The sequence below is a fragment of the Enterococcus sp. AMC1157 genome (assembly GCF_058216555.1).
Genome location: NZ_CM177099.1, coordinates 2159933 through 2181383 on the forward strand (window position 1 = coordinate 2159933; position 21451 = coordinate 2181383).

Sequence of the window (21451 nt, forward strand, 5' to 3'; positions counted from 1 at the left end):
TATTATTTGTCATTGTCAAGGTCATTTATAAAAGGGATGTGAAAATTTTGACAGAAGAAAACTTTGTCATCGAAATGCGAGATATTACCAAAAGTTTCGGAACGTTTAAAGCAAATGATCAAGTGAATTTGCAAGTCCGAAAAGGTGAGATTCATGCGCTACTTGGCGAAAATGGAGCTGGAAAGTCAACATTAATGAATGTCTTATCCGGTTTGTTAGAACCAACTTCCGGAGATATTTTAATGAATGGTGAGGTTGTACAGATTACAAGCCCAACTAAAGCCAATCAATTAGGAATTGGGATGGTGCATCAACATTTTATGTTAGTGGATGCATTCACAGTAACTGAAAATATCATTTTGGGAAATGAACCAAATCGTGCTGGTTTTATTGACCGTCAAACAGCTCGCAAAGAAATTTTAAGAGTTTCAGAGCAGTATGGATTGTCAGTTGATCCAGATGCCTACATTCGAGATATCTCTGTAGGAATGCAACAACGGGTTGAGATTTTAAAAACACTGTATCGTGGTGCAGATATTTTAATCTTTGATGAACCAACGGCAGTATTAACTCCTCAAGAAATTGATGAATTAATTGTAATTATGCAAGGATTGGTTCGTGAAGGAAAATCAATTATTCTAATTACTCATAAATTAGATGAAATTAAAGCTGTAGCGGATCGTTGTACGGTTATTCGTCGAGGAAAAGGTATTGGGACTGTGGATGTGAAAGATGTTTCTTCACAACAATTAGCAGACATGATGGTCGGACGTTCTGTATCCTTTAAAACAGACAAAAAACTTGCTAATCCACAGGAAGTTGTCTTATCAATTCAAAATCTAGTGGTAAATGAAAATCGTGGTGTCGAAGCCGTGAAAGATTTAAGTTTAGAAGTACGTGCAGGCGAGATTGTAGGTATTGCAGGGATTGATGGCAATGGTCAATCAGAATTGATTCAAGCGCTGACAGGATTACGAAAAGTTGAAAGTGGCAATATTTTCCTAGGAGATGAAAATATTACTAACTTGCGACCTCGTAAAATTACTGAAGCAGGTGTGGGACATGTTCCAGAAGACCGCCATAAATATGGATTAGTTTTAGATATGACTTTGGCTGAAAACTTAGCTTTACAAACGTATTATCAAGCACCATATAGTAATGTGGGAATTTTGAATTACACAGAAATCAACGATCATGCCGTTGATTTGATTAATGAATTTGACGTTCGAACAGTTAATGAAATTGTTCCTGCTAAAGCATTATCTGGTGGGAATCAACAAAAAGCAATCATTGCCCGTGAAATCGACCGAGATCCAGAATTGCTAATTGTTGCCAATCCAACTCGTGGTTTAGACGTAGGAGCAATCGAATTTATTCATAAACGTTTAATTGAACAAAGAGATCGTTTTAAAGCAGTATTATTGATTAGTTTTGAATTAGAAGAAATTTTAAATGTTTCGGATCGAATTGCAGTTATCCACGATGGTCATATTGTTGGAGTGGTGGATCCGAAAGAGACTTCAGAGCAAGAATTAGGGTTACTAATGGCCGGTTCTTCCTTGGAAAAAGCCAAAGCAGAGCTTGGACAACAGGAGGTGGCGGCAAATGAATGATCGCAATGAAAAAATTCGCAATATACTTGTACCGATTTTATCAGTTGTAATGGGGTTAATTCTAGGTGCGATTTTAATGTTAGCATTTGGCTACAATCCAATTAATGGTTATTCTTCTATGTTAACGGCTGCTCTAGGAAACCAACGAAGTATTGGTGAAACATTACGTCAAGCAACGCCATTGATTTTTACAGCGTTAGGATTTTCAGTAGCGAATTCAGCAGGATTCTTTAATATTGGTTTATCTGGTCAAGCTCTGTGTGGCTGGGTAGTCAGTGTTTGGACAGCGTTAGCTTTTCCTGATCTACCAAAATTAATTTTATTACCATTAGCTGTTATTTTGGGAGCATTGGCTGGAGCGGTAGCTGCCGCTATTCCAGGGCTATTACGTGCTTTCTTTGGAACTAGTGAAGTCATTGTTACAATCATGATGAACTACATTTTATTGTATTTAAGTACATTTATGTTACAAAACGTGATGCCGGATCATTTTCGCTCTAGTTTAGATGCAACAGTAGCAATTTCACCAAATGCAACCTTACGAATGCCTTGGTTAACACAACTGTTTGGAGGCTCTCGAGTAAGTGGTGGTTTGTTCTTAGCGCTAGTAGCAATTTTTGTTGTTTGGTTCTTAATGAAGAAAACAACATTGGGTTATGAAATCCGTTCGGTTGGTTTAAACCCACATGCTTCTGAATACGCTGGAATGAGCAGCAAACGAACAATTGTCATGTCGATGATTATTTCAGGAGCTTTAGCCGGTCTTGGTGGTGTGGCTGAAGGCCTAGGAACCTATCATAACTTCTTCGTACAAACGACGTCATTATCAATCGGTTTTGATGGTATGGCTGTTTCCTTATTAGGATCAGGTTCACCAATCGGTATCTTATTGTCCGCGTTATTATTTAGTATTTTGAAAATTGGTGGCTTGGGAATGCAAACCATTGCTGAAATACCATTTGAAATTGTCAATGTATCGATTGCCTTAATTATTTTCTTTGTTGGTATTAACTTTGTTATCCGTTTAGCGATGGCTAAATTGATGCCAGGTAAAAAACAGGAAGAAATTGTTAGAACAATTGAATCAGCACCAAATGATCAAAGCCAAGAAGGGGGAGAAATCTAATGTCAACAGTAGGATTACTTGCTTTAATTTTGACCTCTACTTTAGTTTATTCGACACCATTGATTCTAACTTCTTTGGGTGGAACCTTTTCTGAACGAAGTGGGATTGTCAATGTTGGTTTAGAGGGTATCATGGTAATGGGCGCATTTAGTGCCGTTGTCTTTAACTTAGAAATGACTAGTGTTTTAGGCTCATGGACACCTTGGGTAGCTATTTTAGTCGGTGGTTTAGTTGGTGTTGTCTTTTCACTATTCCATGCGGTCGCTACCGTTAGTTTCCGTGCCGATCATATCATCAGTGGGACTGTGGTTAACTTAATGGCTCCTGCGCTAGGTGTTTTCTTAATCAAAGCTTGGTATGGCAAAGGTCAAACAGACAATATCAGTTATAACTTGGGATATTATTCTTTCCCTCTATTAAAAGATATTCCTGTTATTGGAGAAATCTTCTTTAGAAATACCTTTTTACCTGCATATTTAGCAATTTTAGTAGCAGTGATTGCTTGGTTTGTTATCTTTAAAACTCGTTTTGGTTTACGTCTTCGTTCAGTAGGGGAACATCCACAAGCAGCAGATACTTTAGGAATTAATGTCTACCGCTTGCGTTATTCAGGTGTGCTGATTTCAGGTTTGCTAGGAGGAATGGGAGGAGCAATCTTTGCTCAATCGATTTCAGGTAATTTCTCTGCAGGAACAATTGTAGGACAAGGGTTTATCTCAATGGCAGCGATGATTTTTGGTAAATGGAATCCGTTGGGAGCAATGGGAGCCGCACTATTCTTTGGTTTTGCTCAAAGTTTGAGTATCATCGGGGCACAATTGCCATTCTTCTCAGCTATTCCGCCTGTTTTACTGCAAATCGCGCCATATCTAATAACAATTATCGTTTTAGTTCTTTTCTTGGGTCAGTCTTCGGGACCAAAAGCTGGCGGTAAAAATTATATTAAATCTAAATAATATCTATTTAAGGGTGGGACTAAGGGACAATGTTGCTTTGTTCTGCTCTTTGTATTTAAAATATGGGTAAAAATAGTATATGATAGAGAAAAGAAAGTAGGTTAAACAAATGTTTAAACGCGTGCATTTAGTTGTGATGGATTCAGTGGGTATTGGTGAAGCACCCGATGCTGAAAAATTTAATGACAAAGGTTCTGATACATTAGGTCATATCGCCAAAGAAGCAGGATTGAACATTCCTAATTTCGAGCAGCTAGGTCTAGGAACAATCCGTCCGTTGGAAGGTGTGGCTTCAGTTGAAGATCACCAAGGATATGTGACTAAATTAGAAGAGGTCTCAGTCGGGAAAGATACGATGACTGGACATTGGGAAATTATGGGCTTGAATATTCAAAAACCTTTCCGTGTATTCCCAGAAGGTTTTCCTGAAGAATTGCTAAAACAAATTGAAGAATTTTCTGGACGAAAAATCGTCTGTAACTTACCTTATTCAGGTACAAAGGTTTTAGATGATTATGGTCAACATCAAATGGAAACAGGCGATTTGATTGTTTATACTTCAGCAGATCCTGTGTTACAGATTGCTGCTCATGAAGAAATCATTCCTTTAGAAGAATTATATCGTATTTGTGAATATGTCCGAGAAATTACTAAAGATGAACCTTATATGATTGGTCGAATTATTGCGCGACCGTACTTGGGAGAACCGGGGAATTTTACTCGTACAAGCAACCGTCACGATTATGCTTTAGATCCATTCGGAAAAACAGTCTTAGATTCCTTAAAAGACAACGGCAAAGATGTAATTGCTGTGGGTAAGATTAATGATATCTTTAATGGACAAGGAATTACTGAATTTGTTCGCACCAAAGATAATATGGATGGTGTTGATAAATTATTAGACGTGATGAAAAAAGATTTCACTGGTTTAAGTTTTACTAACTTGGTTGATTTTGATGCATTATTTGGTCATCGTCGTGACGTAGAAGGTTATGCTCGTGCGATTGAAGATTTTGATGGTCGTTTACCAGAACTTTTGGCAGCGTTGGAAGAGGACGATTTATTAGTTATCACAGCTGACCATGGAAATGATCCAACTTTCCCAGGTACCGACCATACGAGAGAATACGTACCATTAGTACTTTATAGCAAAAAACTTAAAGACCAAGGTAAGTTGCCGCAAGGGTTCTTCTCAGATATTTCTGCGACTATTGCCGAAAACTTTGAAGTTCCCGCTACTGAAAATGGAACAAGTTTCTTACATCTTTTGAAATAAAAAAATGAACCCATTAGGAGTGATGATTGAATGAAATTACAAGAACAATTACAAGAGACATTGGTGTTTTTACAGGAACAAGGAGTAAAAGACGTTGAATTTGGCTTAATTTTAGGCTCTGGTTTAGGAGAATTAGCCGATGAGATTGAAGAAGCGGTTGTTATTCCTTACGAAAAAATTCCGCATTTCCCTGTTTCAACGGTTGTTGGTCATGCAGGACAATTAGTTTACGGAACATTATCTGGACGTAAAGTATTGGCGATGCAAGGTCGTTTCCATTATTATGAAGGTCATTCTATGCAAACTGTTACCTATCCAGTACGTGTGATGGCAGCGGTTAAAGCTCATTCAATTATCGTAACAAATGCTTGTGGTGGTGTGAATGAAAACTTTGAACCAGGTGATTTGATGTTGATTACTGACCACATTAATTATACGGGTGATAATCCATTGATTGGTGAAAACGTAGAAGAAATGGGTCCACGCTTTCCTGATATGAGCAACGCATATACACCTGCTTACCGTGAAGTGGCAAAACAAGTCGGAGAGAAAAAAGGTTTGCACTTAAAAGAGGGTGTTTATATGGGTTGGTCAGGTCCTACTTACGAAACACCTGCGGAAATCCGTATGTCTCGTGTAATCGGTGCAGATGCAGTGGGTATGTCGACAGTTCCTGAAGTGATTGTAGCTGCCCACAGCGGATTAAAAGTTTTAGGGATTTCATGTATCACTAACTTAGCGGCGGGTATGCAAGCGACTTTAAATCATGAAGAGGTCGTAGAAACTACAGAGCGAGTTAAAGCTGAATTTAAAGCACTAATTAAAGAAACGTTAGTTGAACTATAAAAATTTGGAGGAGCGAAAACAATGAGTGTTCATATCGAAGCAAAACCAGATGAAATTGCTGATAAGATTTTACTACCAGGCGATCCACTGCGTGCGAAATATATCGCTGAAAAATTTTTAGAAAATCCTGTCTGCTACAACAATGTTCGTGGCATGTTAGGTTACACAGGAACTTATAAAGGGGAGCGTGTTTCTGTTCAAGGAACAGGGATGGGAATGCCTTCTGCCACTATTTATGCCCATGAACTAATTAATTCCTATGATGTGAAAAAATTGATTCGTGTTGGAACTTGTGGCGCGATTTCGACGGATGTTCATGTACGCGACTTAGTAATTGCTCAAGGTGCGGTAACGAGTTCATCAATGATTCAAAAGAATTTTGATCAATTCCACTTTGCCCCAATTGCTGATTTTAAATTACTAAAAACAGCCTATGAAATTGCGGAAGAGCAAGGATTCACTACACATGTAGGAAACATTCTGTCAGAAGATACTTTCTATAAAGATGATATGACAGAAACCTTAAAATTAGCTGACTTAGGTGTAATGGGCGTTGAGATGGAAGCTGCCGCTTTATACTATTTAGGAGCAAAATATCATGTGCAAACACTGGCGATTTGTACCGTAAGCGACCACATTATTACTGGAGAAGAAACAACGGCTGAAGAACGTCAAACAACTTTTGACGAAATGATTAAAGTTGGATTGGAAACAGCAATTAAATAATCAAAAAGATTGGGGAGACCCAATCTTTTTGACTTATCAATCATAGATGGAGGGCAAACAATGGAAAACTTTAATTTTCATGTAACGACAGATATTCGATTTGGGAGAGATCGATTAGGAGAACTTTCAGAGGTATTAAACCAATTTGGTAAGAAAGTTTTACTGGTATATGGTGGAGGTAGTATCAAAGCCAATGGTTTATATCAAAAAGTTTTGGAACAACTAGAAGCTAATGGGAACGCGGTTATCGAATTATCTGGCGTGGAACCAAATCCAAGAATCGAAACAGTAACTAAAGGCGCAGAATTATGTCGGGAACATCAAGTGGATGTCATTTTAGCTGTTGGAGGAGGTTCTGTCATTGATTGTAGCAAGGCAATTGCTGGAGGAACCTTTGTTGAAGGTGATCTGTGGGAAAACTTAGTGTTAAAAGGCAGCTATAATGGACCGGCAGTTCCGTTGGTGACAATTCTTACATTGTCGGCAACTGGAAGTGAAATGAACAGCGGTGGAGTTATCTCCAATATGGCTACGCAACAAAAATTAGGTATGGGTGGTAAAAACTTATTGCCAAAAGCATCCTTCTTAGATCCGACGAATACTTACACAGTAAATGCCTATCAAACTGCCGCAGGTGCAGCGGATATTTTCAGTCATTTGATGGAAAACTATTTTAATGCAACAACTGGAACAGATGCTCAAGACGGAATTGCAGAAGGTTTGATGAAAACAGTGATCCGTAATTTACCGTTGGCTTTAGAAAATCCAGAAGACTACGATGCTAGAGGAAATTTGATGTGGGCAAGTACGTTGGCTTTAAATGGTTTAACTGGGCGTGGGAAAAATGGAGGTTGGTCATGTCATGCGATGGAACATGAACTAAGTGCCTTTTATGACATTACTCATGGGATTGGTTTAGCCATTTTAACCCCACGTTGGATGGCGCATATTTTAAATGAAGACTCTACACCGAAATTTGCTCGTTTTGCCAAAGAGGTTTGGGGAATTCAAGAAGAGGACGCTAAGTTAGCTGCTAAAAAAGGCATCCAAGCGCTATATGATTTCTTTTTAGAAAATGGTGTACCAATGACCTTACCAGAAGTAGGAATTGAAACAGAAAATGACTTTGAAAAAATGGCAGCTCAAGCAGTGGCGCATAGCTCAATTGCTACTAGTGCTTTTGTTCCTTTAGAGAAAGCTGACGTTATAGCGATTTATCAAGAGTCCATGCAAGCTTCAACATTTATCTAATTAAAAATAGGAGAAGAAAAGCAAATCAATCGCTTTTCTTCTCCCTTTTTTTATAAATAATATTTTTCTTTGACTGAAAGGTCATCATTTAATTCATAAACTAAAGGTTGACCTGTTGGAATTTCAAGTCCCATAATATCATCATCAGAGATACCTTCAATGTGTTTTGCTAAAGCACGTAAAGAATTTCCGTGGGCAGCAACTAAGACGGTCTTACCATCTAACAATGCGGGAGCGATCTCGTCTTCCCAGAATGGCAATGCACGTTCTAAAGTGACTTTTAGATTTTCTCCACCAGGAACTGTACGTGGATCTAAGTCTGCATAGCGACGATCTGGTTTGGCATCTGATAGTGGAGGCAATGTGTCATATGAACGGCGCCAGATTAGGACCTGGTCATCTCCGTATTTTTCTCGAGTAGCTTGTTTATTCAATCCTTGTAATGCTCCGTAATGACGTTCGTTTAAGCGCCAAGATTTAACTGTGGGTACCCATAATTGATCAGAGTATTCTAAGATATAGTTACAAGTTTTAATTGCACGAGTTAACACTGAAGTATAAGCGATATCAAATTCAATTCCAGCTTCTTTAATCTTACGTCCACCCTCGATGGCTTCCTCAACACCCTCTGGCGCCAAATCGACGTCTTCCCAACCTGTAAATTGATCTAATTTGTTCCACTCACTTAATCCATGACGTGAAAAAACTAATTTTGGCATAAAAACTCTCCTTTACTCATATCATTTTGAAATTTCTGTTCCAACAATATTATACACCCTTTTTTTATTTTTTTTCCAGTATCTGCCAGTTAGTAAAGGGAATTTAAGTATTTCTATAACCACTTTTAAATCTAATCTAGGTTGATTATTTACAATTTAACAAGAACATCAAAAACTTCCAGTCTACCTGTCCGAAAAAGACACTTATTGCCAGAGACCGCTCTGAGCCTTCTTTCAGAAGTCTCAAAGCTTTCGGCGTTCAAACAAAGTATAACAAGTAGAAAATCGCTACTTGCAACACTTTGTAATTCATCCTCATCTTTAGTCGGCAATAAGTGCTATTTTCTCCCAGCTAGTCTTCCAGTTTTTGAAACGTAGTCTACTTTATGAAAGGAAACAAATACAGTAACTGGAAGAACAATCGGAAAAAACACCCTAGTCGTGGGTCAAAGAGCTGAATGAATTACTCTGACTTAGTGTGGTAACACTTAGACAGAGTTTGAACGTCAGCAGCCAAAGAGACTCTGTAAAGAGGCTCGTGGCGGTCTCCCACAACAAGGGTGTTTTCGGGAGCATTGTTCTGGAAGTTTCTGCATCTATCTAGTGTAGATCTTCAACAAGTAACATAAAGCAAGTGGAAATTGATAGGGACTAACTGGAAAGCTTGAATTTTAAAAGTATTTAATGGTATTATGAAGAAGTCGAATTGAAGTAATTGCCGTGGCAACTTTGATTCTTATGAAGATTGCACAGCAGCTTCATCGTGATTTATGAATGGATAGAGAACAAGAGAAAGTAGGAAATGCAGAATGGATAAGAAACCTGTAATTTTAATGATTTTGGACGGATTAGGACTACGTGACGAAACAGTGGGGAATGCTGTGGCATTGGCTAACACACCAAACTTAGAAAAGTATTGGAATGCCTATCCTCACGCAACATTAAAAGCTTCTGGTTTAGACGTAGGTTTACCTGAAGGACAAATGGGGAATTCTGAAGTAGGACATACCAACATTGGTGCTGGACGAATTGTTTACCAAAGTTTAACTCGTATTGATAAATCAATCGCTGATGGTGAATTTGCAGAAGAAAAAGCTTTGCTAGAATTGTTTGATTTTGTAAAGAAAAACAACTCTAACTTACATCTAATGGGCTTAGTTTCTGATGGTGGTGTACATAGCCACATCAATCATTTATACGCTTTAATTGAAGAAGCAAAAAAACATGGTGTACCTGCATACATCGATGTTATTCTAGATGGTCGCGATGTTTCTCCAACATCAGGTGCTAAATATGTAAAACAATTACAAGAAAAAATCAATGAAATTGGACATGGTAAGATTGCATCTGTTTCAGGTAGATACTATGCAATGGACCGTGACAAACGTTGGGAACGAGTGCAAAAATATTATGATGTTGTAATTCATGGCGAAGGCGAGACAGGAACTGATCCTGTTGAAATCGTTGAACAAAGCTATGCAGCAGGTGTGAATGATGAGTTTGTATTGCCTAATGTCGTTTTAGAAGACGGTAAACCAGTGGCAACAATCAATGATAACGATGGAATTTTATTCTTCAACTTCCGTCCTGACCGTGCGTTACAAATGTCTCAAGCGTTAACTGAAAAAGAATGGGAATTCTTTGAACGTGGCGAAGAACCAAAAAATATTAAATTGGTAACAATGACTCAGTATTCAGATAAATTAGAAACAGAAGTTGTTTTTGCGCCAATTTCAATGGACAACGTATTAGGTGAAGTGCTTGCGAAAAACAATTTGAACCAATTACGTATTGCAGAAACTGAAAAATATCCTCACGTTACTTTCTTCTTTAATGGAGGTTCAAATACGGTCTTTGAAACTGAAGAACGTATCTTAATTGACTCTCCTAAAGTTGCAACATATGATTTGCAACCAGAAATGAGTATCTATGGTGTAACGGATGCCTTAGTTAATGCAATTAATGATGAGAAGTTTGAAGCGATTATTCTAAACTTCGCAAACCCAGACATGGTTGGACATTCAGGTATGGTAGAACCAACTATCAAAGCCATCGAAGCAGTGGATGAATGTGTTGGACGTGTAGTTGATGCTATCCAAGCGAAAGAAGGATTTGCAATCATCACAGCTGACCATGGAAACTCAGAAACAATGATTGATGAAAATGGTGAACCACATACTGCTCATACAACTGTTCCAGTACCAGTTGTTGTGACAAAAGATGGTGTGGAATTAAGAACAGATGGTCGTTTGGCTGACTTAGCACCAACAATGCTAGATTTATTAAATGTTGAATTACCTGCAGAAATGACTGGACGTAGCTTAATTAAATAAGTTAAATACTAGAAGGTATTCTGTATGACTAAATAGAAGACAGACCAGAGAACGAAATGTTTTCTGGTCTTCTTTTTGTATTTGAAGAAAAATTTTTAAAAAGAGGTCCAAAAAAGTCTGAGAACATTTCTCAGACTAATCATGCTTCTTGTTCAAGTAAATGAATGTATTTGTAGCAAGTTCCAATAGAAACATTACAATAGGAAGCAATCGCTTGAATAGGTTCTTTCTTTTCAAAAAATAAGAAACGAATTTTTTCAATCACTTCAGAGCTTATTTTTGGTCGTCCGCCAATTTTTCCTTGTTGGCGAGCTTTATTTAGTCCAACTAAGGTTCTTTCTTTCAGCAATTGACGTTCCATATCCGCAATTTGTTTCATCCACTTAAAGTAAATCTTTCCTTGTTCCTCTCTAGTGTCGATTTTTTCCGATAAACAAACTAAATCGAAATTTCTCAACTCCAATGAAACCATCCACTCTGCTAATTGTCTAGTAGATTTGCCGAGGCATTGTAACTGGTTCACGATAAGTACGTCTCCAGACTGCATCTGACTAAGCACGAAATCAAGAGACATTTCATTAGGAGTGACATCATCCTCATGAAATATTTTTTCGCAACCATAATTGGTTAATTGTTCTAATTGATACTGTGGATCATCATCAATAATTGATGTACGGATATATCCGAATAGCCCCATGTTCATCCCGTCCTAAACTATATTAATTATCTTTGATACGCTGAATAGTCATTTGTACAGGTCCGTTTTCTTCTCCAACAATGACTAGGTCGACCATATTTAAAAATAAACCATGTTCAACCACACCGATTAATTGATCCAATTCATTTCCAAGTGCAATTGGATCTTCAATTTTTTCTAAATGCAAATCAATGATAGAGTGACCGCAATCTGTGATTTTTTTTTCTTCATTAGATTCCATGCGGAAAGACGGACGATATCCTTTTTCTTCGAATAATTTGAAAAGCTGTTCTTCCCCGTAGGGTACAACTTCTACGGGTAAAGGGAAATTTCCTAATTTTTCGACCATTTTTGATTCATCCACAATCCAAATGACACGTTCAGAGTACGTAGCGACAATTTTTTCAAATAATAAAGCTGCTCCGCCACCCTTGATTCCTTGGAAGTCTGCACTAATTTCATCTGCTCCATCAATTGTTAAGTCTACTTTTGTTACTTCGTCGATTGTTTTTACAGGAATTCCTAGAGAGCGTGCTTGTTCTCTAGAAGCGAAAGAAGTTGGTACGCCAATAATTGAAAGATTTTCTTCTTTTACTCTACGTCCTAATTCTTCAATCATATAGTACGCTGTTGATCCAGTTCCTAAACCAACGATCATGCCATCTTTTACATAATTAGCTGCTTCAATACCGACCATTTTTTTTAAGTTCATCTGTTTCGCCACCTCTTGTTAGTTTTGAATACTTCAATTCCCTATTATATAGTGGAATCTTTTAAATTGGTAGGTGCTAAAAGAAAATAGCATTAATTATACTGTTGATTGCATTTGGTAATATGTAAGTAGTTCTCTCTAAGCTAATCGGCAGCTTCCAGACAAAGGTTAAGAGCGAAAAGTAAATTTTGGCTATAGCTATCTGTAGATTCCGATAATTTTTATTCTTTCAATAGAAAGAAACAACTCTTTTGTTTAAATTAATAGATAGTAATATAATTTGTTACTAGTCACAGTTACTTTTTTAATCCATAGGCTACACTACACAACGAAGACTGCTTTTGTCGACCGTGGGACCAACTGGAGCCTTTAGTCTCCAGTCTGTCAAGCTTCACACGCACAGTTGCCAATTGATTGTTTACTGTGCGTGTGAAGCTTGAAAGCTCCAAGACTACAGGCTTGGGGCGGTTCCGAGCTGACCTAAGCAAGATTCTCTCGCAGTGAAGCGTCAAGTTTGCTGCGAATAGTAACTATAATCTGAAAAAACTTTGGAAATTCATGCTTTATCGGTTGACGAAGAAATAAATCCATGATATTCTATCAAAGGTGCTTTACATACAGGTCTCTCATCGAGACGTGCTGACTGTGAAAAAGTACAATTCTGATAAGGGTGCAAGTTATTGCATTATTTTTTATCGCAAAAAAAGAACCACCTGGATGTGTGGGACTATAAAGCGAATCAAGGAAGGAGGAAAACAAGGAATGCCTACAATTAACCAATTAGTACGTAAACCTCGTAAATCCAAGGTTGAAAAATCAAATTCACCTGCATTGAACAAAGGATATAATAGCTTCAAAAAAGCTCAAACAGACGTTAGTTCACCTCAAAAACGTGGGGTAGCAACTCGTGTCGGAACTATGACACCTAAAAAACCGAACTCAGCTTTACGTAAATATGCTCGTGTTCGTTTGTCTAACTTGATCGAAGTTACAGCTTATATTCCAGGTATTGGTCATAACTTACAAGAACATAGTGTGGTATTGCTACGCGGTGGACGTGTAAAAGACTTACCAGGGGTACGTTATCATATCGTTCGTGGAGCATTGGATACGGCTGGTGTTAATGACCGTAAACAATCTCGTTCTAAATACGGTACGAAAAAACCTAAAGCTTAATTTTACTTTTCAAACAAAACGACTATTTAAATAAAACTTATTTCGGAAGGAGGAGTTACGGATGCCTCGTAAAGGTCCTGTTGCAAAACGTGATGTATTACCAGATCCTATTTATAACTCAAAATTAGTAACTCGTTTAATCAACCGTGTAATGGTTGACGGTAAACGCGGAGTTGCTGCGAATATCATCTACAACTCATTTGATATTATTAAAGAATCTACAGGCAATGATGCATTGGAAGTTTTCGAACAAGCAATGAAAAACATCATGCCAGTATTAGAAGTAAAAGCTCGCCGTGTTGGGGGTTCTAACTATCAAGTACCAGTTGAAGTTCGTCCTGAACGTCGTACAACTTTAGGCTTACGTTGGGTTGTTAACTATGCTCGTTTGCGTGGAGAACACACAATGGAAGAACGCCTAGCTAAAGAAATCATGGATGCTGCTAACAATACAGGTGCTTCAGTTAAAAAACGTGAAGACACTCATAAAATGGCAGAAGCTAACCGTGCATTTGCACACTATCGTTGGTAAGATCCTCGCTACTTTTTTAGTAGAAGGTATTGCTACAACTTTGATGTAAGTTGAGAATTAGAGAGGAGAACAACCTTACAATGGCAAGAGAATTTTCATTAGAAAACACTCGTAATATTGGTATCATGGCCCACGTTGACGCTGGTAAAACAACGACAACGGAACGTATCTTGTACTACACTGGTCGTATCCATAAAATTGGTGAAACTCATGAAGGAGCTTCACAAATGGACTGGATGGAACAAGAACAAGAACGTGGGATCACGATTACTTCCGCTGCAACTACTGCACAATGGAAAGGTAACCGTGTAAATATCATCGATACACCTGGACACGTAGACTTCACTATTGAAGTTCAACGTTCTCTACGTGTACTTGACGGTGCTGTAACTGTATTGGACTCACAATCAGGTGTGGAACCACAAACAGAAACAGTTTGGCGTCAAGCGACTGATTACCGTGTACCACGTGTTGTTTTCTGTAACAAAATGGATAAAATTGGTGCTGACTTCTTGTATTCAGTATCTACATTGCATGATCGTTTACAAGCAAATGCGCATCCAATTCAATTACCAATCGGTGCAGAAGACGACTTTACAGGGATTATTGACCTTGTAAAAATGAAAGCTGAAATGTACACAAATGACTTAGGTACAGAAATCGAAGAAACTGAGATTCCTGCTGAGTATTTGGAACAAGCCGAAGAATGGCGTGAAAAATTAGTTGAAGCTGTTGCTGATACAGATGAAGACTTGATGATGAAATTCTTGGAAGGTGAAGAAATCACTGAAGAAGAATTAAAAGCTGGTATTCGTAAAGCAACATTAACAGTTGATTTCTTCCCAGTAATGTGTGGATCAGCATTTAAAAACAAAGGGGTTCAATTGATGTTGGATGCAGTTATTGACTACTTGCCAGCACCAACTGATGTACCTGCAATTAAAGGGATTAACCCTAAAACAGAAGAAGAAACAGAACGTCCATCTTCTGATGACGCTCCATTTGCTTCATTGGCATTTAAAGTTATGACTGACCCATTCGTAGGTCGTTTAACATTCTTCCGCGTGTATTCTGGTGTACTTAACTCTGGATCATACGTATTGAATGCTTCAAAAGGCAAACGTGAACGTATCGGACGTATTCTTCAAATGCATGCGAATACTCGTAAAGAAATTCAAACAGTTTATTCTGGAGATATCGCTGCAGCTGTTGGTTTGAAAGATACAACCACTGGGGATACTTTGTGTGATGAAAAAGATGCAGTTATCTTAGAGTCTATCGAATTCCCTGATCCAGTTATCGAAGTAGCTGTTGAACCTAAATCAAAAGCTGACCAAGATAAAATGGGTGTTGCTTTACAAAAATTAGCTGAAGAAGATCCATCATTCCGCGTAACAACTAACGTTGAAACTGGTGAAACAGTTATTGCTGGTATGGGAGAACTTCACTTAGACGTTCTTGTTGACCGTATGCGTCGTGAATTCAAAGTGGAAGCAAACGTAGGTGCGCCTCAAGTATCTTATCGTGAAACATTCCGCTCTGGTACACAAGCAGAAGGTAAATTTGTACGTCAATCAGGTGGTAAAGGTCAATACGGTCACGTATGGATCGAATTCACACCGAATGAAGAAGGCGCAGGTTTTGAGTTTGAAAACGCAATTGTCGGTGGTGTGGTTCCTCGTGAATACATCCCAGCAGTTGAAAAAGGTTTAGAAGACTCAATGGCAAACGGTGTCTTGGCTGGTTATCCATTGGTTGATATCAAGGCAAAACTTTATGATGGTTCTTACCATGATGTCGATTCAAATGAAACTGCCTTCCGTGTGGCTGCTTCAATGGCGTTGCGTGCTGCTGCTAAAAAAGCAAGTCCAGTTATTCTTGAGCCTATGATGAAAGTAACTATAACTGTTCCTGAAGATTACTTAGGGGATGTTATGGGACACGTTACTGCTCGTCGTGGACGCGTAGAAGGTATGGAAGCACATGGTAATGCACAAATCGTTAATGCGTTAGTACCATTATCAGAAATGTTTGGTTACGCAACAACACTACGTTCTGCAACTCAAGGTCGCGGAACATTCATGATGGTCTTTGACCACTATGAAGATGTACCGAAATCAATCCAAGAAGAAATTATTAAGAAAAATGGCGGAAATGCTGAATAATCTTAATTGATTATTGAATTTTTTTCAAATAACTATATTTTTTGAGACATTTCGTGTACAATGAATTACGATGATATGGGCAAGGAATCTTCTTGATTCCTTACCTATCAAATAAAAATTAAAACGTATTTTTAGGAGGAACATTTAAAATGGCAAAAGAAAAATTTGACCGTTCTAAGTCCCACGTAAACGTTGGTACAATCGGACACGTTGACCATGGTAAAACTACATTAACAGCTGCAATCACAACTGTTTTAGCTAAAAAAGGTTGGGCGCAAGCTTCAGCTTATGACCAAATCGACGGTGCTCCAGAAGAGCGCGAACGTGGAATCACAATCTCAACTGCTCACGTTGAGTACGAAACTGAAACTCGCCACTACGCTCACGTAGACTGCCCAGGTCACGCGGATTACGTTAAAAACATGATCACTGGTGCTGCTCAAATGGACGGCGCGATCTTAGTAGTATCTGCTGCTGATGGTCCTATGCCTCAAACTCGTGAACACATCTTGTTATCTCGTAACGTAGGTGTTCCATACATCGTTGTTTTCTTAAACAAAGTTGATATGGTTGACGATGAAGAATTATTAGAATTAGTAGAAATGGAAGTTCGTGATTTATTATCAGAATACGATTTCCCAGGCGATGACATTCCAGTTGTTGCAGGATCTGCTTTGAAAGCTTTAGAAGGCGAACCAGAATACGAAGAAAAAATCTTCGAATTAATGGCTGCAGTTGACGAATATATCCCAACTCCAGAACGTGAAAACGACAAACCATTTATGATGCCAGTTGAGGATGTATTCTCAATTACTGGTCGTGGTACTGTTGCTACAGGACGTGTTGAACGTGGACAAGTTCGCGTTGGTGACGTTGTTGAAGTTGTAGGTATCGAAGAAGAAACAGCTCAAACTACTGTAACAGGTGTTGAAATGTTCCGTAAATTGTTAGACTACGCTGAAGCTGGCGATAACATTGGTGCTTTATTACGTGGTGTTGCACGTGAAGATATCCAACGTGGACAAGTATTGGCTAAACCAGGTTCAATCACTCCACATACAAAATTCGTAGCTGAAGTTTACGTTTTAACTAAAGAAGAAGGTGGTCGTCATACTCCATTCTTCACTAACTATCGTCCACAATTCTACTTCCGTACAACTGACGTAACTGGTGTTGTTCAATTACGTGAAGGTACTGAAATGGTAATGCCTGGTGATAACGTAACTATTGACGTGGAATTAATCCACCCAATCGCTATCGAAGACGGAACTCGTTTCTCTATTCGTGAAGGCGGACGCACTGTTGGTTCAGGCGTTGTTTCTGAAATCACTGCATAATTCTTTAATGAATATAATCAAAAATCCTCGAACGTTAACGTTTGAGGATTTTTTTGCGCCTATTTAATTAATTTTTGATTTCTCAAGTAAGTATCAATATTTTCGGCTGGTTTATTTTTGAAATAATCAGCAAATTTTTTCGTCCATGTTTTGGTTTCACGGGCTTCCGCAAATCTTATCATGGTTTCTTCGTAGTCTTCAATTAGTTGATAATCATAGGGTTGATACGTATCGTAATGAATGACTGCTTCTTCTGGTAAGCGTGGTTTTACTTTCATATCAACTATTGGTTTGCCGATGCTTAGTCCAACTAAGGGGTAAGTATAATCGGGCAGCTGCAATAATTCGCTAATTTCTTCAATATGATTGCGAACACTACCTACAGGAACTGTTCCTAAACCAAGAGATTCGCTAGCGATAATTGCATTTTGTAATGCTAAGCTAGTATCAGTAGTTGCGACAATCAAAGGATTCAGTCCTTCGTCTACCGGATAATCCACTTGATGCTTTTCTGCAATTTGTGCGCTACGTTTTAAATCTACGACAAAGAGTAAAAAAACAGAGCTTTTTAACATATGTGGATTTCCTGGATTCCAAGTAACTAATTGTTTACGAATTTCAGGATTTTTGATGACAACAATGGAATACATTTGTCCATTCATCCAAGAAGGTGCTTGTCGAGCAGCTTTTAAAATAGCTTGTAACTCTTCATCTGGTATTTCATAAGTCTCGTCGAATTCTCGATAACTACGGTGATTGTGTAGTAAATTAAGTGTTTCATTCATTTAGAAACATCCTTTCTCATTTTAGTCGTCACTTGACGGAATTGTTGTTTAAATAATAGAAGTTGCTCTTTGTTTAAACGAGTATAATTGATTCTTACAGACATTGTATCATTACTAAATAAAAATGCAGGTGCTACAAGTAGATTCTCTTCTAAAAAAAATCGCCAATCTTTTCGGGTTAATCGCTGATGTTTCCAAGTTAACCAATAATAAAGGCCGCCTTGAACAGTTGTAAAAGACCAATCTTCTTTGAAATTAGCCAAGATAATTTCGAAAGCTTGGCTACGATGCTTTAATTCTTGAAGAATTGTCTGTTGTTGTTTTGTGTAGTTGTCTGCAGAAAGAGCTGTGGTTGCTAAAAGTTGTGGAAATAAATCTGTTTCGATATCCATTCTTTTTTTAGCATTGGCCAAACTTTTAATTAATGTTTCTGGTGCAACCAGCCATCCGATTTTGATAGAGGCACCTAAAGTTTTTGAGAGTGAGCCAATATAAATCACCTGATCTGGCGAAAGACTTTTGAGAGTGGGAAGACTTTCTTTAAAAGTTAACTCGGCAAATACATCGTCTTCGATAATTGGTAAATGATATTTTTTGCAAAGTGCAATAATTTCTTTCCGTCGCTTAAGAGACATGCTTCTTCCAGTAGGGTTTTGGTGATTAGGAATTAGATAGAGCAGTTTAATTTTTTTGCTTTGAATTTGTTGTTCTAATTCTTGGCAATCTATTCCCTCAGAATCTTGTTTCACACCTAGCAAGTGGACACCTAAAGAAGTAAACAAAGGTAAAGCGAATAAAAACGAAGGGTCTTCGGTAGCGATGGTATCTCCAGTTTCTAATAAAACTTGAGTTAATAAAGAAATTCCTTGGGTTGATCCAGAAGTAATCAGCAAATCTTGTCCCTCTGTCGGTATTGAAAAGTAATTTTTGAGATGGTTTAATAGTTGCTTCTTTAAAGGGGTGTAACCAGTTAAAGTGATATGCTGTTCTTCTTTTCGTAGTTGCTCCCAAGTGATTGCTGGAAACTCGAAGTCTGGAATTAGCTCAGGAGGTAAGTCGCCTGTATATAAGTCAAGGGAGTTAGGATTAGTTTGTCTGGATTTTAATTCAAGGATGTAGGGATCTTCCTTTAGAAAAGGACTAGAAAGTAAAGAACGCCATTGATTCATTGTTAGTTGTCGACTTCCCCAACGTCCTTCGGCAACTTGAGTTCCGCTACCCTGTCTACGAATAATCCAACCAAGATCAACTAATTCCTCTAACGCTCGCACGACTGTCGAGCGATTCACTTGATATAATTCCGCTAGTTTTCTTTCGGCTGGTAGTTTGTCGCCGGGAATGAGTGCACCTTGTTGAATTTCTTGAATAATTTCACTGGTAATTTGTTGGTAAAAAGGAATAGTGCTATCTCGATTAATTTGCCACATAAACTCACCTCGGATAAATTGGATGGTTTAAATGTAATCCAATTGGGTGTTTTCGTCAAGGGAAAGATTCGCTATACTAAATAAAAAAATAACGAGGTGAGAGAATATGGAAAAAGTATTAACGATAGCTGGATCAGACTCTACTGGTGGAGCGGGTATTCAGGCGGATTTAAAAACATTTGAAGAATACGGCGTTTTTGGGTTCTCTAGTCTAACTTCAATTGTAACGATGGACCCAGAAAATGGATGGTCCCATGAAGTGACGGAATTACCTGAAAAGTTACTGGAAAAACAGTTGATTTCTGTTGCTGCAGGAAGTCCTTTAGATGCTGTCAAAACAGGAATGATGGGGAATGAAAAAAATATTAAAATAGCTAGCGATTTTATTCGAGGGCAAAACATAAAAAATGTTGTCATCGATCCAGTAATTGCCTGTAAAGGAACCGCGCAAATTTTGCAACCTAAAAGTGTAGCAGGGTTAAAAAAATATTTAATCCCACAAGCGTATATCACCACACCGAACTTAGTAGAAGCGGGAATTTTATCTGGTTTGGGTGATTTAACTTCTATAGAAGATATGAAAAAAGCGGCTCAAGCTGTTTTTGAATTAGGAGCAAAACACGTTGTTGTAAAAGGCGGTCACCGTTTGCTAGGAACTCAAGCGATTGACGTCTTTTATGATGGTGCTGACTTTGCTATTTTGGAATCACCCCAGATTCAAACAGATAATAACCATGGAGCGGGCTGTACATTTGCGGCAGCTATTACTGCAGGGTTGGCTAAGGGGTATACTGCAAAAGAAGCGGTCATTTTAGCAAAAGCGTTTGTAGTCAAAGCCATTGAGCAGGGAATAACGATTAATCCTTACGTTGGTCACGTGTGGCATGGCGCTTATAATCATGGGGAAAAGAGAATGGGGTTGGAAGAATGAGAAAATCAAATACACAAATGATTGTTTTTGTTGGTTTATTTACAGCCTTGACGGTCATAGGGACTTATATTAAGATTCCATTGCCCACGGGTGCTTTTGTTCATCTAGGGAATGCTATGTTACTGTTAGCAGTTTTATTTTTGGGTTATTTTAAAGGTTCTTTAGCTGGAGGTATGGGTTTTGCTATTTTTGATGTCCTGAATGGTTTTGCGCCAGAAGCTCCCTATTTTATTTTGGAAAGTTTTATCGTTGGAGCGATCGCTTATGGATTGTTTGCTCTTTTCCAAAAAAATCCAACCAAGCTTTGGCAGATATTGGTGATTGCGGCTGGAACGGGTGTGATGAAGGTGATTATGACGCAGATTAAAAATACTGTTATGCAATTATTTCTTGGTTTGGACTTTGGTCCAGCTTTCTCTTTGGCGGCAACACGCTTACCGGCAACATTGATTAATGTTGCTTTAACTGCGATTATTGTTGCATTTGTTTATTTCCCATTAAAGAAAGCAATGGATCGAATTTTAGTTCAATCAATTTAAAGAGTATTATAATAGAAGGAAAGTGTCTTTTCAGCTTAGAATTTCTAAAAAGAAAGGCACTTTTTTTGTTTGAAAACAATTTTATAAATTTTTTCAGAAAAAAATAAAAAAAGTTGTATAAAATCCTTGCTATTAATGTTAATCCGTAATATAATCATAAAGGTGCTGTTTACAAGAGAAATGTGAACACATCGGTAGAAAAGATTTTCTGCCGGCTACGAAACGAGAGGTTGCGACACGCCCGGACGCTTTGCCATGGACGAGCGTGACGGAAAATTTTCGTGGAGCTATGTCTACTTTTTAA

Annotated in this window: 19 protein-coding genes; 14 read left to right on the forward strand and 5 right to left on the reverse strand. The window is 38.1% G+C overall.

Annotated elements, in window-relative coordinates; genetic code table 11:
* Positions 1-47 precede the first annotated feature (47 nt).
* From AC4BBX_RS10485 to AC4BBX_RS10515, 7 genes are all read left to right on the forward strand, one after another.
* Complete coding sequence (locus AC4BBX_RS10485; protein WP_490453775.1) at positions 48-1613, forward strand: ABC transporter ATP-binding protein; 1566 nt, start codon at positions 48-50, stop codon at positions 1611-1613.
* Positions 1606-2739, forward strand: a complete 1134-nt coding sequence (locus AC4BBX_RS10490; protein ID WP_490453776.1) for an ABC transporter permease — start codon at positions 1606-1608, stop codon at positions 2737-2739. Before AC4BBX_RS10485 ends, AC4BBX_RS10490 begins: the two co-directional genes overlap by 8 nt.
* Positions 2739-3695, forward strand: coding sequence for an ABC transporter permease (locus AC4BBX_RS10495; RefSeq protein WP_490453777.1), 957 nt, complete (start codon positions 2739-2741; stop codon positions 3693-3695). Before AC4BBX_RS10490 ends, AC4BBX_RS10495 begins: the two co-directional genes overlap by 1 nt.
* Before the next feature lie 109 nt (positions 3696-3804).
* Complete coding sequence (gene deoB, locus AC4BBX_RS10500; protein ID WP_490453778.1) at positions 3805-4971, forward strand: phosphopentomutase; 1167 nt, start codon at positions 3805-3807, stop codon at positions 4969-4971.
* Positions 4972-5001: 30 nt separating this feature from the next.
* Complete coding sequence (locus AC4BBX_RS10505) at positions 5002-5817, forward strand: purine-nucleoside phosphorylase (RefSeq protein ID WP_490453779.1); 816 nt, start codon at positions 5002-5004, stop codon at positions 5815-5817.
* 21 nt (positions 5818-5838) lie between these two features.
* Entirely contained in the window at positions 5839-6543 is a 705-nt protein-coding gene (gene deoD / locus AC4BBX_RS10510) for a purine-nucleoside phosphorylase (RefSeq protein ID WP_490453780.1), read from the forward strand.
* 60 nt (positions 6544-6603) lie between these two features.
* Positions 6604-7794 carry an iron-containing alcohol dehydrogenase gene (locus tag AC4BBX_RS10515; protein ID WP_490453781.1) on the forward strand — a complete coding sequence of 397 codons (1191 nt, stop codon included), beginning with the start codon at positions 6604-6606 and terminating at the stop codon, positions 7792-7794.
* Positions 7795-7844: 50 nt separating this feature from the next.
* On the opposite strand, the gene gpmA is transcribed toward AC4BBX_RS10515, so the two are convergent.
* Positions 7845-8513: a 2,3-diphosphoglycerate-dependent phosphoglycerate mutase gene (gene gpmA / locus AC4BBX_RS10520; protein WP_490453782.1), complete on the reverse strand. Its 669-nt coding sequence runs from the start codon at positions 8511-8513 to the stop codon at positions 7845-7847.
* Between the two features lie 809 nt (positions 8514-9322).
* On the opposite strand from gpmA, the gene gpmI reads away from it, so the two are divergent.
* Positions 9323-10846, forward strand: a complete 1524-nt coding sequence (gpmI, locus tag AC4BBX_RS10525; protein WP_490453783.1) for a 2,3-bisphosphoglycerate-independent phosphoglycerate mutase — start codon at positions 9323-9325, stop codon at positions 10844-10846.
* Between the two features lie 139 nt (positions 10847-10985).
* Here the strand turns inward: gpmI and AC4BBX_RS10530 are convergent, their stop codons facing one another.
* On the reverse strand, positions 10986-11543 hold the full coding sequence (locus tag AC4BBX_RS10530; RefSeq protein ID WP_490453784.1) for a recombinase family protein: 558 nt from the start codon (positions 11541-11543) through the stop codon (positions 10986-10988).
* 22 nt (positions 11544-11565) lie between these two features.
* The gene (gene rpiA / locus AC4BBX_RS10535) at positions 11566-12255 is read right to left on the reverse strand and encodes a ribose-5-phosphate isomerase RpiA (protein WP_490453785.1); all 690 of its coding nucleotides are present in this window, start codon (positions 12253-12255) and stop codon (positions 11566-11568) included.
* Between the two features lie 762 nt (positions 12256-13017).
* On the opposite strand from rpiA, the gene rpsL reads away from it, so the two are divergent.
* The 4 genes from rpsL to tuf all read left to right on the forward strand — a co-directional run bounded on the left by rpsL (position 13018) and on the right by tuf (position 17465).
* Positions 13018-13431 carry a 30S ribosomal protein S12 gene (gene rpsL / locus AC4BBX_RS10540; protein ID WP_490453786.1) on the forward strand — a complete coding sequence of 138 codons (414 nt, stop codon included), beginning with the start codon at positions 13018-13020 and terminating at the stop codon, positions 13429-13431.
* Positions 13432-13492: 61 nt separating this feature from the next.
* Positions 13493-13963 (forward strand): 30S ribosomal protein S7, encoded by a 471-nt coding sequence (gene rpsG / locus AC4BBX_RS10545; RefSeq protein WP_455320501.1) that lies wholly within the window; start codon positions 13493-13495, stop codon positions 13961-13963.
* A gap of 80 nt (positions 13964-14043) precedes the next feature.
* A complete protein-coding gene (fusA, locus tag AC4BBX_RS10550; protein ID WP_490453787.1) occupies positions 14044-16128 on the forward strand; it encodes an elongation factor G in 2085 nt (694 codons plus the stop codon).
* Positions 16129-16277: 149 nt separating this feature from the next.
* Entirely contained in the window at positions 16278-17465 is a 1188-nt protein-coding gene (gene tuf, locus AC4BBX_RS10555) for an elongation factor Tu (RefSeq protein WP_490453788.1), read from the forward strand.
* Positions 17466-17524: 59 nt separating this feature from the next.
* Here the strand turns inward: tuf and AC4BBX_RS10560 are convergent, their stop codons facing one another.
* On the reverse strand, positions 17525-18250 hold the full coding sequence (locus tag AC4BBX_RS10560) for an NADPH-dependent oxidoreductase (RefSeq protein ID WP_490453789.1): 726 nt from the start codon (positions 18248-18250) through the stop codon (positions 17525-17527).
* Positions 18247-19677 carry an aminotransferase-like domain-containing protein gene (locus AC4BBX_RS10565; RefSeq protein ID WP_490453790.1) on the reverse strand — a complete coding sequence of 477 codons (1431 nt, stop codon included), beginning with the start codon at positions 19675-19677 and terminating at the stop codon, positions 18247-18249. Before AC4BBX_RS10565 ends, AC4BBX_RS10560 begins: the two co-directional genes overlap by 4 nt.
* 106 nt (positions 19678-19783) lie before the next feature.
* On the opposite strand from AC4BBX_RS10565, the gene thiD reads away from it, so the two are divergent.
* Positions 19784-20608: a bifunctional hydroxymethylpyrimidine kinase/phosphomethylpyrimidine kinase gene (gene thiD / locus AC4BBX_RS10570; RefSeq protein WP_490453791.1), complete on the forward strand. Its 825-nt coding sequence runs from the start codon at positions 19784-19786 to the stop codon at positions 20606-20608.
* Positions 20605-21147, forward strand: coding sequence for an ECF transporter S component (locus AC4BBX_RS10575; protein ID WP_490453792.1), 543 nt, complete (start codon positions 20605-20607; stop codon positions 21145-21147). The genes thiD and AC4BBX_RS10575 overlap by 4 nt, the downstream gene beginning before the upstream one ends.
* The last annotated feature ends 304 nt before the right edge of the window (positions 21148-21451 follow it).